This is a genomic window from Olivibacter domesticus (assembly GCF_900109575.1).
GTDB classification, from domain to species: Bacteria; Bacteroidota; Bacteroidia; order Sphingobacteriales; family Sphingobacteriaceae; genus Olivibacter; species Olivibacter domesticus.
The window spans coordinates 797,408-814,507 of the sequence record NZ_FOAF01000002.1; the positions used below are offsets into that span (position 1 = coordinate 797,408).

The 17,100-nt window shown below is 43.3% G+C and carries 12 protein-coding genes; 6 read left to right on the forward strand and 6 right to left on the reverse strand.

Translation table 11 applies throughout. From position 1 onward, the window contains the following. Positions 1 to 4 precede the first annotated feature (4 nt). The gene (locus BMY50_RS13820; RefSeq protein ID WP_093325385.1) at positions 5 to 1,423 is read right to left on the reverse strand and encodes an L-fucose/L-arabinose isomerase family protein; all 1,419 of its coding nucleotides are present in this window, start codon (positions 1,421 to 1,423) and stop codon (positions 5 to 7) included. Between the two features lie 30 nt (positions 1,424 to 1,453). Beyond that, positions 1,454 to 2,227 carry a DeoR/GlpR family DNA-binding transcription regulator gene (locus BMY50_RS13825; RefSeq protein WP_202907840.1) on the reverse strand — a complete coding sequence of 258 codons (774 nt, stop codon included), beginning with the start codon at positions 2,225 to 2,227 and terminating at the stop codon, positions 1,454 to 1,456. 531 nt (positions 2,228 to 2,758) lie between these two features. Between BMY50_RS13825 and BMY50_RS13830 the strand changes: the two genes are divergently transcribed. The 6 genes from BMY50_RS13830 (at position 2,759) to BMY50_RS13855 (ending at position 12,921) form a co-directional block, all read left to right on the forward strand. Further along, the gene (locus tag BMY50_RS13830; protein WP_093325388.1) at positions 2,759 to 3,334 is read left to right on the forward strand and encodes an RNA polymerase sigma-70 factor; all 576 of its coding nucleotides are present in this window, start codon (positions 2,759 to 2,761) and stop codon (positions 3,332 to 3,334) included. Positions 3,335 to 3,386: 52 nt separating this feature from the next. Further along, positions 3,387 to 4,532, forward strand: coding sequence for a FecR family protein (locus BMY50_RS13835; protein ID WP_093325391.1), 1,146 nt, complete (start codon positions 3,387 to 3,389; stop codon positions 4,530 to 4,532). Between the two features lie 108 nt (positions 4,533 to 4,640). Beyond that, entirely contained in the window at positions 4,641 to 8,063 is a 3,423-nt protein-coding gene (locus BMY50_RS13840) for a TonB-dependent receptor (protein ID WP_093325395.1), read from the forward strand. A gap of 36 nt (positions 8,064 to 8,099) precedes the next feature. After that, positions 8,100 to 9,734, forward strand: coding sequence for a RagB/SusD family nutrient uptake outer membrane protein (locus BMY50_RS13845; protein ID WP_093325398.1), 1,635 nt, complete (start codon positions 8,100 to 8,102; stop codon positions 9,732 to 9,734). After that, entirely contained in the window at positions 9,734 to 11,704 is a 1,971-nt protein-coding gene (locus tag BMY50_RS13850; protein ID WP_162276593.1) for a heparinase II/III domain-containing protein, read from the forward strand. Before BMY50_RS13845 ends, BMY50_RS13850 begins: the two co-directional genes overlap by 1 nt. A gap of 29 nt (positions 11,705 to 11,733) precedes the next feature. Continuing rightward, a complete protein-coding gene (locus tag BMY50_RS13855; RefSeq protein WP_093325404.1) occupies positions 11,734 to 12,921 on the forward strand; it encodes a glycoside hydrolase family 88 protein in 1,188 nt (395 codons plus the stop codon). Positions 12,922 to 13,043: 122 nt separating this feature from the next. On the opposite strand, the gene BMY50_RS13860 is transcribed toward BMY50_RS13855, so the two are convergent. The 4 genes from BMY50_RS13860 to BMY50_RS13875 all read right to left on the reverse strand — a co-directional run bounded on the left by BMY50_RS13860 (position 13,044) and on the right by BMY50_RS13875 (position 17,049). Continuing rightward, on the reverse strand, positions 13,044 to 14,093 hold the full coding sequence (locus tag BMY50_RS13860) for a succinylglutamate desuccinylase/aspartoacylase family protein (protein WP_202907842.1): 1,050 nt from the start codon (positions 14,091 to 14,093) through the stop codon (positions 13,044 to 13,046). Positions 14,094 to 14,193: 100 nt separating this feature from the next. Then, entirely contained in the window at positions 14,194 to 14,652 is a 459-nt protein-coding gene (locus BMY50_RS13865; protein WP_202907843.1) for a DoxX family protein, read from the reverse strand. A gap of 87 nt (positions 14,653 to 14,739) precedes the next feature. Beyond that, positions 14,740 to 15,321, reverse strand: coding sequence for a Crp/Fnr family transcriptional regulator (locus BMY50_RS13870; protein ID WP_093325410.1), 582 nt, complete (start codon positions 15,319 to 15,321; stop codon positions 14,740 to 14,742). A gap of 57 nt (positions 15,322 to 15,378) precedes the next feature. Continuing rightward, positions 15,379 to 17,049, reverse strand: a complete 1,671-nt coding sequence (locus BMY50_RS13875; RefSeq protein WP_093325413.1) for a DUF4091 domain-containing protein — start codon at positions 17,047 to 17,049, stop codon at positions 15,379 to 15,381. Positions 17,050 to 17,100 lie beyond the last annotated feature (51 nt).

Below are 17,100 nucleotides of genomic sequence, written 5' to 3' on the forward strand. Positions count from 1 at the left end.
ATTTTTAATTTTCGGGGTGATGTTGGTATACATCCCAGCCCATATAATTACCCAGAGCTTCTTTTAAAATGCCGGCCGTATTGGAGGCGTTCATCACTACATGATGCTCAAACCCATTACGACACACATATTGCATTAGTCCCTGCAGGTTTGGGATTTGTGCCACGGCACGATTTCCAAAGGTATTTAAAGGATCATCCGTTAAAGTTCCCTCTCCAATGTAGGCCTTAATAATACCTTTTGGGTCATCCGTACTGATGCGCCCATATGTTAAGGCCGAAGCAGGTGTACGGCCATCCAAGGCACCAAACGTATTTTCTACGCCAACAGAGGTTCCCAAGATAGGTGCATTGCTGATTTCAACCTCCGGTAAAAAAGATTTAGCCCAGTTGCCACAATGAAAGAGTACACACTTATCCGCATCATCGGCATAATTGTTATTCCAATCGACCAAGGCACTGGGTGAACCCGAAGCCAGTTGCATAGCATACATACTCAAGGTTCCGGTTACATCCACCTCACATGCACTAGGCAGCATATTTTCACTCATGATACTCATGGTGGTGCACACGTTACAGCCGTAATTTGTTTGCAGTGATGTCCAGCACTGAATAGCCGTTGCATCCAAATCATGTTCTTCTACAAACTGATTGAGTACCACATCCAACTTGGCAATCTGTATCATCGCCTCATCGGGTGTTTTACCACGGGAGGCATACGCATTAATTTTGTCGAGGTGTGCCTTTACGATGGCGTCGTTTTTCGTGAGGCGATTGGCTTTTCCTAGAATTTCAGACAAGTCAACTGTTACCACAGAGATACCATGTCGTTGCAAGAGCTTCTCACTGTACCGAACAGTATTAAAACCACCAGGCCGAGCACCTACAGCACCTATTCTTAGGCGTTTCAATCCACGTACCACACGGCATACTGCAAGAAAATTCACCAATTCACTTTCAAAAGCCGGATCCTTCGGATGAATTACATGTTGATCAGTAAGCGTATATTTGATACCATACTGATACAAATTATTACAAACGGAAATCTTTCCGCACCATGAATCGCGCCTTCTGGCGAGGTCTAGCTTATTTAATTCATCAGGATAAGCCTGCACCAATACCGGCACGTCCAATCCCGCTAATTTCAATGTTTCAGCTACGCCACGTTCATCACCAAAGTTGGGCAACACTACCAGCACCCCAACAATTTCTGCTGCGTGCTGTGTAAACAGCGTAGCACATCTCTGGGCATCTTTAAAGGTCTCTACTCCCCCTAATTTAGTGTGAAGTTCATCCAAGACAATGTAGTCTATTTTCAATTTTTCGAGCTGTTCAATAACCTCTGCCCGTGCTTCTGAAACCAGCTTATCCGGAAAAAAATCACGATTTCCGATAATGACTCCCAAACTTCCCTTCTTGTTCATATTTATGTTTGTTGTTTAGTTTTTTGTATTTTAAGCGAGCAGCATTTCAATATCATTCTCCTCAAAAACCTTTTTATCGCGGTCGTTGATATCCGAGTCGGTAATAATATAATCTACCAGTGATAGTGCTCCTAAACTAGCGAAAGAGCTCTTACCAATTTTTGTTGAATCGGCCACCAAATAGGTCGTTTCCGCAGCATCAATCATCGCTTTCTTAACCACAATATCGTTAATGCTTGGATAGGTCAGTCCAGCTTTCAACGACAAACCAGCCGTCGCTAAGAATAACTTCTGCACATAGATCCCTTGAAAAAAATCTGCAGCTTTCTGCCCCGTAAGAGATAAAGTGGGCGGTTTAAACTCCCCTCCAGTAACAATGAGGTCAATGCCCGGCTCTGTGCCAAGCAACATGGCAATATTTAAGGCGTTGGTGATGACGGTGAGATTCTTAAAGCCTTTTAATTTCTTGGCAATCTCTGTGGTGGTTGAGCCCGAGTCGAGAATAATGCTATCACCACTTTCAATGTATTCAATGCACTTACTGGCTATTTTCTCCTTTTTATCAAGGTTATCCTGATTGATGAGCGATAAGGTCCTTACTTTATCTTCGATATTTTTCAGGTAGGCTCCACCATGTTCCCGCACTAAAACCCCTTCTTTTTCGAGCTTCTCCAGATCTTGCCTGATGGTGACTTCGGTTACCTTGAAAATTTTTGCCAGATTAATCACTTTAGCAAAACCATCTTCTCTAAGCATCTCTACTATTTTTTCCCTTCGCTGGTTTGGAAGTATCGTTTCTGACATAGTACAATCTTTGTTTGTTTTCGTTTATTTACGAAATCAAAAATAAACAAAGATTATAACAAATCATAAAAAAAATAAAAAGGATTTTATTTTCGAAAACGAAAGTATAATTAATCGTTCTTTTCTCTTAAAAGAAAAGAACCAAACCGAAGAACGTAGAGATGAGCTCATGAACGCCATATAAAAAGACACATGGTGAATAACGTCAAGGCTACATAGTCCTCGCTAAAGATTCAGATCCACCTCTCAATACTGTTGAGCCGCTTCGCTTCCTAACAGCCTTTTTACCTTACACTCTCTCTGAATCTTCTTAACGCTCATCCGCCAGTAGTCGGACAGGTTCTCATGAGGCCGGTCATGCTAACGTGCCGTAGTTTTCGTTTTAGCCGTCATCTCGACCGTAATGAAAATGAAGTGGAGAGATCTCTTGCTTCGAACTAACAACGAATAACTAACAACGAATAACCAACACCTTGCATGCTATTGAAAAATTAGTAAGTTTGTAGTTCAGCACGATTGAACCTAATGTGTATGATGAAAGCCTACGAATCGTATAGCGACATCGAATTATTAAGTTATTTAAAAGCAGGTGATCATCTTGCCTTTAATGAAATTTATGATCGGCATTGGGAAAAATTATACCAACAAGCCTTTCGAATGCTGCGCGATGAAGCAACGACGCTGGATGTTTTACAAGAAATTTTTACGTGGCTGTGGGCAAACCGCGAACAGGTACAACTGAACTCTTTTGCAGGTTACCTCGCAATGGCTGTTCGTTATAAAATGGCCAACTACATCAGGCATGGAAAAGTAAGATTAGACGCTTTCAAGAAAATTGCCGATGAATCCTTAAAAGAATTGAACACAACCGTTGATAGTTATGAGGTGAAAGAGCTACAAACCATCATCGAACAATTTACTGCGCAGCTCCCTGCACGATGCAGAGAGATCTTTCATCTCAGTAGGAGTGCATGGCTTACTAATCCCGAAATAGCAGAAAGGTTACAACTATCAGAAAAGACCGTAGAAAATCAATTAACCATTGCACTAAAAAAGCTTCGGCTTCACCTCGCTAAACATAGCCACCTATTTTTTTTATTTTTATAATTTTTTTGGGGGATCATTCATTTAGAAGTGCCTATAAGATATAAGCACCCGTATGACAGCTGATCAGTATAAGCAAATAGCCCAGAAAGTAGCCAATGGAACCGCTTCGACAGAAGAGATGGAAACCTATCTGTTGTACTTTAAACTACTTGAAAAGCATCAGGAAGACTTACCTTTTGATACGAAAAATCAGCGCCATTTAAAGGATAGCTTGAAGCAGCGCATCGACGCGCAGATACAGGCATCACCGCAATCAACGTCCAAAAAACTACCCTATAAATATGCTGCCGCAGTTGCATTATTAGTGTTCTCTTCCCTTGTTGGCTATTATATCCAACAGAATCAAGAACCCCTGGAGAAGACTGTTAATGTATCCAATAGGCCCATTTCCGATTTTCAACCAAAAAAAACTACCCTTACGCTAGCCGATGGCTCAACCATTACGCTAGATGATGCAGCCGCCGGGGAGCTCGCTAAACAAGGTACAACAAGCATCATTAAATCATCCGACGGAAAAATCCATTATAAACCCATAGGCACCGCTGCTGCCGCGACCAATAGCTACAACACTATATCCACGCAAAAAGGTGGGCAATACCAATTAGCCCTTCCGGACGGGTCGCTTGTATGGCTCAATGCTGCTTCGTCTATCACCTACCCAACAGCCTTTGGTAGTACAGAACGAAAAGTGAAAGTACAAGGAGAAGCATACTTCGAAATAAGGCAGCTCGCCAATCAACCCTTTATTGTAGAGACTAATAATCAAGAAGTACTGGTGTTGGGCACCTCTTTTAACATCAACGCCTATAAAGTGGATGTAAGTGAAACTACTTTAATAAGTGGCCGTGTAAAAGTAAAGAATCTAAGAAGCACAAACACTGCTACTCCCATCTTATCTATTGGAGAAAAAGCGCTTGTTAACCATCAAGGCATCCAGATCGCCAAAGCCAACATTGAAGAAATCACCGCATGGAAAAATGGTTACTTCCAATTTCAGGGGGAGCTGCAGGATATTATGGAACAAATAGGACGCTGGTATGACGTACATATTGATTATCGTCTGTCTGGCAAAGAAGCCTTAACCTTCGGTGGGAGAATATCCAGAAACCGATCACTTCAAGATGTGCTTGCCATTATCGAAGCAACCGGAAATGTCCATTTCAAAGTAGAAGGAAGGAGGGTTATGGTATCTAAATAAGGATAATTAAGACAAGAAAGCCGGGAGTGCTTGTACCATCTCCCGACTAAATCTTCAGACAAATAAATAAACCTAATAACAATCATTTACAGCTGAAAATTCAAAAATATGAATTTAATTGACATCTTATGGTCTAAGCCCATACGTTGGGCAAAGCCTAGGCCAACTTTTTCAATAGTACCTCTGATTATGAAAATCAACTTGGTTATAGCAATAACATTTGGCTGCTTTGTGCAAACATTTGCACTGCCAGCCAATGCGCAAAATATCACCATTAAAAGGAACAAAATATCCTTGATGGAACTCATTAATCTAATTGGTAAACAAAGCGATTACGATTTTATTTATGATCTTAATCTGCTGCAAAAAACAAATCCCATCAGTATTGATATCCGAGATGTAAATTTAGAAGAAGCACTTCAACAATCCTTTAAAAACCAGCCGCTCACCTACACCATCCAGAACCGGGCAGTTATCATTAAAGCCAAGCAATTGGAAGCTACACCTGCTAACGCTACTCCTGTGCAGCAAGTAAAAGCAATGGGTATTGTACAAGATATCAAGGGCCTTCCGCTAGCGGGCGTAAGTGTCTTGGAGAAAGGCACCAGTAATGGCGCAACTACCAATGAACAAGGAGCCTTTTCGCTTTCCTTACAGAAGCAGCCAGCCACTTTAGTCTTTCGTTTTCTAGGCTACAAAGCGATGGAGCAGGTGTACGACGGCAGAACCATGAGCATTGTTTTGGCCGAAGATCAAACGGGTCTTGATGAGGTGGTAGTAGTGGGCTATGGTACCCAGAAGAAAGTCAACGTAACCGGTGCCGTTTCCTCGATCGACTTTAATGATGTGGCCGAAACCAGGCCCATTTCTAACTTATCATCCGGTTTGGCCGGTCTCAGCTCGGGTATACAAGTAAGACAAGCCTCCGGGCAACCTGGAAAAAACGAAGCAACGCTCCGTATTCGCGGACAAGGTACCCTGAACGAATCATCACCCTTGGTATTGGTTGATGGCGTACCGGGGGATATGAATGATGTCAATCCACAAGATGTGGCCAACGTATCTATCTTGAAGGATGCGGCCTCAGCGGCCATATATGGTTCAAGAGCAGCGAATGGTGTTGTCCTCGTAACCACAAAAAGGGGGAAGGCAGGCACCTCAAATCTAAGTTACAATGTAAGGTTATCGCAGCAAGAGCCTTCCAATTTAATTGACATGGTAAGCAATTATCCACGTCATATGGAGCTAATCAACGAGGGCTTCAATAACCTCACCCCTAATTCCGGTCCTTTCACACAATCCGTGATAGACGATTGGCGAGCCAATTCGGTGATTGATCCCACACGTTACCCCAATACAAACTGGTTCGACTGGATCCTACAGAAGAAATGGTCGCAAGAACATAATCTATCCGCCAGTGGAGGCAATGAAAAAACCACTTATCTACTCTCCGGCAACTATATAAACAGTCCGGGAATTGTAGAACGGGCCGGCTTCAAGCGTTACGGTGCACGCGTAAATGTCGAAACAAAAGTGAACGACTGGCTAACAGTGGGAAGCAATACCTTCGGACTGTGGTCAAATGCTGGTTTAGCAAATATAGGTGACCTATTTGCTTTTACGGCCGGATCTGTACCCGGTATTTTACCTCGGGATGCCCAGGGACGCTACGGGTCGGCCATGGCCCCAGGCGAGAACCTACAAGCCAATAACTATCTTCATAATATCAACAGTACGATAGGTGATCTCGAAAGGCAGAAGATATTTTCCAGAATGTATGCTAATATTGATCTGTACAAAGGTTTACGATTAGAATCCGGCTTCTCCATTGATTTTGATAATCAGTCAGAGAGGAGCCACAGTATTTACATACCACGCTATAACTTTCAAACCGAACAAGTTACCAATCCTAACCCTTCGCGAAACAGTGTATATAATACCCATCAGCGCGACTTTCAATATGTCATGAATCACGTGTTGAAATACAATACTAAATTGGGAGCGCATACCGTGGATCTATTAGCGGGTTACCAAGAAGAGTATTACCGACGTAATGACTTTCAGGCACGCCGATACGATATGATTGATGAATCTACACCCGTGCTCGACGCAACAACTTCCTCAGATGCTGTGGTAGGTGGAAATGCAACCGACTGGGCCTTGCGTTCTTTCTTCGGCCGCTTCAACTACAACTACCAAGACAGATACCTATTTGAGGCCAACATCCGCAACGATGGCTCATCACGCTTCGCCAAGGCACGGCGCTGGGGGGTATTTCCCTCCTTCTCTGCAGGATGGCGCATCTCGCAGGAAGCGTTCATGAAAAACAATACCTTCATCAACGATTTAAAATTGCGGGGTTCTTGGGGAGCTCTTGGTAACAACAGCATTGGCGATTATGATTATATCAACTCCTACGGCTCGGCCAACTACTCCTTAGGCGGCACTATCGTACGCGGCGTCGCTCCACTGGGCATCACCAATCCCCGTTTAACATGGAAAAAAACCGAAGTAACTAATATCGGAGTAGATCTGGCAGCACTGAACAATAAAATCAGCTTTGAATTCGAATGGTTTAACCGCCGTACCAAAGACATCCTGATTGATTTACCTATTCCTTTGGTAAATGGAATACCCATCAATAGCGATGGCGACCTACAATCGCCCAAACAAAATGCAGCTATTGTACGAAACCGCGGTGTAGAATTCTCGTTGGGATGGAATGATCAAGTAGGTGATTTAAGCTACGGTATTCATGCCAATTATACGTACGTGCAAAACAAAGTCATCAAATACAAAGGGGATGAATATAGCTTGGCCAATCAGAACATTTTGGTAGAAGGAAGTCCCATTTGGGCCTTTTATGTGCGGCAGGTAGATCGAATTGTGCAAGAGAGTGATCGTGCCTACATCGATCAGCTAGTGGCAGACGGTTATACCTTTCAGCCCAGTACTCCGCAGCCCGGCGATTTCCTCTATGTAGATGCCAATGGCGATAAAAAGTTTGACGAAAACGACCGCCAGATTCTCAATGCAAGTCCCAACCCAACATCTCTGTTCGGTTTAAACCTCGATGCAAGTTATAAAGGTATTGGCATACAGGTTCTTTTACAGGGGCAGGCCGGCAATAAGGCCTATTGGCGCGACGGTTACCTTACCACGGGTGTAAGAAACGGATATCTCATTAGCCAAGCAGTGGCTGATAATCATTGGACACCCGAAAACCCCAATGCCAAATACCCGCGTTTAACCAACTATGTATACGGTCAAAACACGGACCCGGCATCCGACTTTTGGCTGCAGGATGCGTCCTTTTTACGTGTGAAGAACATCCAGTTAAGCTATAATTTACCAAGCAGATGGGTGGAGAAAATAAATATGAAACGACTGATGCTCTATGTGAACGGCGAGAACCTCTTCACCTTTACCGGCTATGAAGGTATCGATCCGGAAATCACGAAACTTGGTAGCACACAAACGCTCTACCCTACCATGAAGCAGATCAGTTTTGGTTTAAACGTAACTTTTTAAGAAGAATAGCCTCATCACCTTTAAACATATATACAGATGAAAAAAATTATCTTTATAGGTCTTACAAGTTTGTTACTCGGCGCCTGCAAAAGCTCCCTATTGGAGACCACACCATACGACCGCATTGGCGAAGAACAAATGTGGCAAACGCAAGATCAGGCCATATTAGGCGTCAATGCTATTTATAACAATCTACGCGATGAAAATGTCTATCGTGAATATTATATGCTCGACTGCCTATCGCCCTATGCCTACGGTTACGATCGCTTTGAGCAGGAAATGGCCGGTACAACCACCACGCTAAGCAATACCTATGCAAATAAATGGCGTGAACTGTACAAAGGCGTGCAGCGGGCCAATGATGCGCTGGCCCATATACCCAACATGGCGGCTGTAGAAGAGACCCTTAAACAGCGTCTCATTGGTGAAGCACGATTTCTGCGCGCCTTACACTATTTCAATCTCTTAGATTTCTATGGAGGGGTTCCCCTTTATGAAGAACCCGTTTTGTATAATGAAGCGTTAAAACCGCGCAATACCGTAGAAGAGGTACGCGCCTTTATCGCGACTGATCTAACAGAAGCCATCAATGTATTACCCGAATCGTACGGAGCATCCGAATTTGGCAGAGCCACTAAAGGGGCGGCTATAGCACTAAGGGGCAAACTCGCCCTGTACGCCGAAGATTGGGAAGCTGCAGCGGCCGATTTCAAAACCGTTATGGATATGGGCTACAGTCTACATCCCAAATATAACGAACTATTCCGGGCAGAAACCGAGCGTAACGCCGAGGTGATCTTTTCTATCCAAAATGTACCAGTACAAGGCATGGGCGAAAACATGAGTTTCCGTTTAGGCACACGGGCTACCCGAGGCTCCTGTTGGACAAACGGCGTACCTTCGCCAACGCTTATTGACAGCTATGAAATGCTAGATGGCTCGGCCTTCAACTGGGATGCAATCATCCCGGGTTATTCCACCATGTCTGTAGCTGAGCGCGATGCGCTCTTCCGTAGCCCAGACGTCATCAAAAAAGCCTATGAAAATCGTGATCCACGGCTGCAACAAACTATCATCACACCTTACGCACAATATATGGGCGCCAACAATGTTAACTATATCTTAGCATGGCCCTTTGTATCTGATGTCAGTCCGAGTTTCCATATCCGCCACAATTGGAACGCCAATGCCTTATACCTATGGCGTAAATTTGTCAGTGTAGGCGATGAAAGCCAGCTACGTGAGCATGGTCCCATCGATTTTCCTGTTATTCGCTTGGCAGATGTATTATTGATGTTTGCCGAAGCACGTAATGAGCTTTTAGGAGCGCCGGATGCGGAAGTTCTTGCCGCCATCAATCGCGTGCGCATACGTGCGGGTATACCCGAACTACAGAATAATAACGCTGGTTTACCTACCTTTGTTGATTCAAAGGAAAGCATGCGCCAACGTATTCGCCATGAGCGTGCAATCGAACTGGCTACCGAAGGTGTCAGCTTTAGCGACGTACGACGTTGGAAAATAGCACCTGAATTATGTAACAGACCAATACTGGAGTTTACTACCCGTGTATTAAAAACGCGCGTGTTTAAAGATAGAGACTACCTATGGCCCATTCCGCAAGCCGAAATGGACCAAAACGATCAGTTAACCCAAAATCTTGGATGGTAATGAAAAAAAGACAATCAATACTATGGATTTTCCTCCTACTCTTGGCCACATCGGTTAGAGCAGCCGAAAAGCGCGACCTATTGATGAAGGGTTTCGCTGCTGATGTATTAGCCCAACATTTAGCCAAAGCACAGGAATGGGTGGCCTTCCCTACTTATCAGGATCGGGCGTTTTGGGACCAGCAACCAGCTGACCTAAGGGCCGCCAGCATACAAAAAGGAGAGGCAGCGCTCAACTTTAGCTGGGACATTATTAAAGCAACCGACTACCTGGCCATCAACCGTACCGGCAATCGTGAGCAAATGCAAAAGCCCGACAATGCTCGCAAGGAGGCACTCAAAAACCTTTTACTGGCAGAATTGATGGAAGGTAAAGGGCGTTTTATTGATCAGATCATCAATGGTGTATGGGCCATTTGCGAACAGAGCAACTGGGTTTTATCTGCTCACCTTGCACTTCAAAAGCAATATACAGATCTCCCAGACATCGATAACATGGTAATCGATTTAGGCTCTGGAGAAACCGGTGCCCTCTTGGCGTGGACGCACTACTTCCTGAAAGACCGTCTTGACGAAGCCAGTCCACTCATCGCCAAACGCATCGCTACCGAAATTCGGCGAAATATCTTGGATCCCTACTATAAGCGAAACGACTTGTGGTGGATGGGATTAGGCGGTGAAAGCTCCAACAATCGAAGAGGTTTGGTAAACAATTGGAACCCTTGGATTAACTTCAATGTATTACAGTGTATCCTGCTGATGGAAAGCGACCAGGAAAAAAGAACAACATACACCTATAAAACCATGCATTCGGTAGATCAATTTATCAACTCCTATAATGATGATGGCGCCTGTGATGAAGGCCGCTCCTACTGGTCGCACGCCGGAGGGAAGTTCTTTGAATACCTAGAGCTTCTTCATCAGGCTACTGGTGGAGATGTCAATATCTACTCCCATCCCCTTGTTAAAAACATCGGAACCTATATCTACCAAGTCTATATTGACGACCCCTACTTTGTCAATTTTGCCGATGCCAGTGCAAAAGGTGGCGTAAATGCCGGCCTGGTATACCGTTATGGGGTAGCCATAAACGATGCAACGATGCAGGGCTTCGGCGCTTTTTACGAGCAAAAGAAAGCTAAGGATAAAGCATCGCTTAGCGGTAGTATATACGCCATCTTACAAGATCTACAATGGACACCTCGTATCCTACAGGCCCCAACCATCGAACCGCTCGTGGGCGATTACTGGTTCCCACAGACACAAGTAGCAGGCGGTCGTGAAAAACCATCTTCCAAAGAAGGATTCTATTTTGCAGCAAAAGGGGGGCATAACGATGAATTTCACAACCACAATGATGTAGGCAGCTTTATCTTGTACTACAACGGATTACCACTTTTAGTAGACGCCGGTGTAGGCACCTACACGAAGCAGACCTTCAGCAAAGACCGCTATAAAATCTGGACGATGCAGTCGGCCTTTCATAACCTCCCTGTAATTAACGGCTATGAACAACCTGCGGGCCTCAGCTATGAAGCCGCTAACACCCAATTTACGGCTAAAGGGGATCTTCATTTTACAACCGATATAGCAAAAGCCTATCCCACAGACGCAGCCATCAATACGTGGCGTCGGAGTTATACCCTGCAGCGAAAAAAGCACCGCTTCATCATGAGCGATGAATTTAGCTTAAGCAATTTCAAGAAAGAAAATCAGCTTCATTTGTTGGCAGCCCATAAACCCGAAATCGTAAAACCAGGTGTGATCAAGCTATCTTTGGGTGAAACCAGCGTCGAAATGCATTACCCGGCAGATCTCTTCGGTGAACCCCAAATAGTACCTGTCACCATTGAAGATCCGCGTTTACTCAATAGCTGGCCCCATGGACTTTATCAACTCATCTTTACCGCTACCAAAAAAGACCTTCAAGGAAAATACACGTTAGAGGTTGTAAAGAGCAATGAAAAATAATACACAAACCATTAAGAAAAAATAAACAGATGAAATTAATCCACGCTATCTTATTCTTATTACTCATCGTAGGCTGCCAGCAGGAGCAGCCTGCAAGCGATCCGGATGATGGGTTACATTTTGCAGTAAAGCAAACCCAGCATATGTTAGATACCTTAGGCGTTTTGCAAAAAGATCGCCTGCCAAAATCGGTCGACAAGAGCGGCCGCATGACCCAGTCGGACATTTACGATTGGACCAGCGGCTTCTTTCCCGGAAGCTTATGGTACCTGTATGAGTTCAGTAAAAACGATACATTAAAGCAGCAGGCCATCCATTGGACCGAGCTCCTAAAACCCATCCAGTTTTTTTCCGGGCATCACGATGTGGGCTTTATGATCAATTGCAGCTATGGCAATGCCTTCCGCATTACAGGCGATACCGCCTATCGATCTGTTATGGTACAAACAGCCAAATCACTTATGAAACGTTATAACCCAAAGGTGGGGGCCATCCTTTCGTGGGATGCTGATAAAGGCTGGCAGAAAGAGAAGGGCTGGAAATACCCCGTTATTATCGATAATATGATGAATCTCGAGTTGTTGTTTAAAGCCTCTCAGTATACAGGTGACTCCACTTTTTATAAGGCTGCCGTTTCGCATGCCGATAAAACCATGCAACATCATTTCCGGCCAGATTATAGTTCCTATCATGTGGTAGACTATGACCCAGAAAGCGGAGCCGCACTTCACCACCAAACCGCACAAGGCGATGCAGATTCTTCAGCTTGGGCGCGTGGCCAAGCTTGGGGTTTATATGCGTATACTTTTTGCTACCGCGAAACAGGGTTGAAACGCTACTTAGAACAAGCAGAACATATTGCCAATTTTATCCTGCAGCATCCCCGTTTGCCGGCCGATAAAGTTCCTTATTGGGATTTCGATGCACCGGGCATTCCAGATACCTACCGAGACGCATCTGCAGCGGCAATCATTGCCTCGGCGCTGATCGATCTGGCCAAAGAAACTAAAGGAGACGCATCAGCCACTTACCGGCAGACTGCCGAAACGATTGTTAAAAACCTGAGCAATTCACCTTATCGGGCAGCTTTAGGCACCAATCAAGGGTTTATTTTAAAACACAGCGTGGGTAGCCTTCCACATCAAAACGAAATCGATGTTCCGCTGGCTTATGCCGATTACTACTATATAGAGGCTTTGATGAAACTAAGGAAATAAATTTAAAGGGCTGCAACTTATGTAGCCCTTGCCTTATAAAATAAACGCTGTAATATTCAAATGGAATTGAGGACGGATTAGTGCTATTATCTATTTTGTGATGTTAAGAAGCTATTTCATAGCTATCCACCATTATATCCGATACAAAATAATGTTTCATCTTTATTTACAGGAGGTGTCCCGACTTTATATAAGATGATGCCACTTGTAGGAGCTACTATTTCAGTCAGCTTATTCCCAAATTCATCGGTAATATAACCCAGTATCTGGCCGTTCTTCACTTTGCCACCACTTTTGAATTCACTATAAAAAATGCCTTTTTGGGGAACCTTTACATACGTTTGGTTATTCAAGTAGACAGGTGTTTTATGGGACGAAACTGGCTTAATTTTTCCTTCATACATATTGAGCTGTATTAACATATTATAAACGGCCTTTTTAATGACGGCTACATTTTCAGGTTGGACAGTTCCTAATTTACCTGCTTCAATGCTAAGTGCCGTGATGCCCTTTTGAGTGGCTTGTTTAAAAGCATATTTCGCCGGCTCGGTAGCGCCTATAGTATAGGGATAAGAAACCACGTAATCAAATCCGGATTTTTCAGAAAGCTCCTTGGCCTGTGCTGTTTTTTCAGGAATATCTTTTCGATCGTAATAACATACAAAAGGTAAAAGATCTTCACTTGCATCTCCACCATGAATATCCAAAAAAAAATCGGTTTGATCAATAATTTCGTTGGAGATACAATGTGCCAGCTGCTCCGTTATGGTACCTGAAGCAGCACCAGGGAATGCATTATTCAGGTTTTTCCCATCCAAGGGGTTGACAAAAAGTGTTCTATTATAAAACGCCTCCACATTGGCAATAGGCACCACGATTAATGTACCTTTTAACTGATTGATATCAATCTCTTTTAATAGCTCCTGTAAAGCAACAATGGGAGGATACTCATATCCATGAATACCTGCAATCATACTGAAAACGGGCCCTTCTTTTCGTCCTTTGAGGACAGTAACAGGAAGATACGATTGCTGGCTACCATCCGTTAAACGAAAAATGGTGTCTTTTCTTCCAGGGCCTTCTGATACCACCAATCTTGCCCTTACCTGAGCATAACTGTTCAATGCAAAGAACATCAAAAAGAGCACTATTATTTGTCGAATAATCTTCATCTGGAACTATTTATTACCACCCATACCGGCCTAAACCGGCAGTAAATATAGCCACGCGCTAACAAAATCGCAACTAAATTGCAACAGATCCAATTTCAAGTTATTCAAAATACAATCTATCAACGGAGAACTTACCTCCCCCTTCTATAAAGATGGCCATGCATAATCCAAGCACCAATAGATGATATTCAAATCCTTCCATTCCTGCCGGTAATCTGCCAAACCAATTCATAAAAAAACCATTTGGCCGGTGAATAAACACAATCATGCCAATAAATAGGCCAAATATTCCCACCGCAGCAATGCGAGTACCGGCACCTGTAAGGAGCAAGAACATGCCTCCACATTCTATTACAATGGCTGTGATAGCAGTAAAGGAGGATAATCCAGCAATTTGAGTCATAAAATGCATTTCACCCGATAGCCCGGGCCCGTTGCACCATCCAAATAATTTTTGAACCGCATGCGGAAAAAGCACGCCTCCCAATGTTAATCGCAGCACCAAGCCTGTCCAGCTATCGTTTGTGGCCACCATTTGATTGATAATTTCTCTGTACATAATTAAATTATTTTATGGCACAAAGTTAGGACACCAGTTTCCTTGCAAACTGTGACATTTATCAAAAAAGCTTGTCGTTCAGATTCACTATTTAGCTTTTTTAAATAGTTGGCTTCTCAGTCGACTTAAGGTTTCGCGTGTAACACCAAGGTAGGAAGCAATATATTGTTGCGAAATCCGCTGTTCAATATGACCATACATTTCCCGAAACAGACGATACCTTTCCTCTGCTGGCTTTTGAAGGAATAATATTTTATTTTGCCATATAGCAAAAGTATGCTGCAATACCAGATGAAAATAATGCTCTAATTTTGGACTCAAGGAAAATAGTTTTTCTAAATGCTCTTTCTTTATCTGAAGAACGCTGGTGTCTTCTAGTGCTTCTATGTTATAAATGGAGGGCGTTTCATTCCATAAACTAGCTTTATCACTTATCCACCAATCTTCAAAACCAAAATGAATAATCAACTCTTTGCCATTTTTATCGACTTCGTATTGACGAACACCTCCTTGGATAACAAAATAGTCGTATTTACAAATATCTCCTTCTTTTAATAGATATTGATTTTTACTCAACTTTTTCAAGATGAGTGTGTTAAAAAGCAATTCTTGTTCAGAAAGATCAAGTGTTACATACCGAGCAATATGATCCAGAAGGCGTTCGTTCATTGTACAAATATAAACGAGAACCCTTAAAATGGAATACTCCGTTACAATGTGGCCTAATTATTCTTCTAGAGCTATTAACATTTCCTTTCTCGCTGTCCTAAAATGCCTAATACTCGTATCATACCAATCAAATCTAAACACCATACTGTCGATGATCTTTTTGGCCAGTACCGGATTTTTTGCTTCAAGCATCTGCAAAAGCGTATAATCGTTAATACCATCCCGCATGGTTTCTAACCGGGTTGAACTATATAACTTTTGGTAACCTGGATATACAATCCAGGAATCTCCCGTAGGCAGAATATTTCCCCCTTCACTATTGATCCCTGTCGTCTCTACAAAAGGGGCATCATTCCAGTAATTTAGCCCCCAGTGTAAGTAACCCTCAATTTGGTATTTGTAGTTTATCCAATGGATAAGCCTCGTTTTGATGAGTGGGAGATCTATAAATCGATTCGCATAATTGCCCCGAGGCGACAAGCACGTATAGAACCAGGCTTCATCGCCCGCTTTTTTACGATCTTGGTAAAAGGCAAAATCTTTATTTAGAAAATCCAGTTGTGGCACCCATAAATCAATTGTTTCCGCAAGGTCTTTGCTGTGACAAGCTTCCATGATTTTGATGGACGGCACAATAGATTTAACATAACTTGCAATGTCTATATAAGACTGCTTGTTTTCGCCAATCGGTTCGTCGGCAATGTGCTGATAGTAATCTGTCAACCATCCCTTTTGCTCCAAATGCGCTAATAAGGCTTTAAAAAAATGTGCATAAAACGCTTTGGCTCGGGCATCTTGGATTGGTAAAGACAGGAAAGTTGTAGAATCTGCACCAGGTTCAGGTACGCGTACGATAAAAGGGCTGGTCCAATCGCCGGCACGCTGGCCAATATGGCCACCTTCAATTCTGCCCAGCACACCAGCGTTCTTAAAAATTTCAACCGTCTGGTCGAACCTTGAAAAATCAATCTCAAATTGATCACCCTCTTTCTTATACGTTGCTAAATCCAATGGTGAGATAAGGGCAACGTTCTGCCCATAGCTCGCCATTTTGTCGGCCAATACTTTTATTAATTTCCAATACAACTCTCCGTATGGCTTCACTTTTTCTCCCTTGTTCAGCAACGTTAAACGCTTCGGGTCTAGGCTATACCAATTCGTTACCCATAAGCGCTGTTTTTCTAATTCAACGTTATGAACATGAATAAGAAACGATTTTTGTACCATCTCTTCACCTTCGTGCACGCTTATTTTTACTTCATAGCTTCCAGCTTTTGTTTCTTTGGGGATGGGAATCGTTAAGAAACAAGCTTGCGCTACGCCCGCTTCCAGCTTAATAGGTTGCTTGTCCAATATAGGATCCGGATAAAATCCGGTATTTGATACCAGCCGATCAACAGCAGGATCGGTATAAGATCTTTCTGCACGTACATAACCAACGGGACCATACGAAATTGCCGCATTCGGTAGTTCCGGCACTTCTATGGTCAATTTCACTTCATGCTTGTTTTGCTGACTGCGCAATACAAGCTGGACGCTGGCAACCTCTCCCCTTGCCACATCAATTTCCTTAAAGTTTTCACTGGGGAAAATGGTTTCAGGAAAAACTTTCTCTAGCGGATCTACCAAGATCGCAGATACCTGCGCCCAGGCAGCACATGGAAGAAGCCCGCTCAAGAATAACAAAGTTGCGGCTATGCCTCCTTTAATCGTTTCGTTTAATTTCATAATTAATTAGTATCAAGATGTTAGTATCAAGTATCAAGACATAGTAGTGAA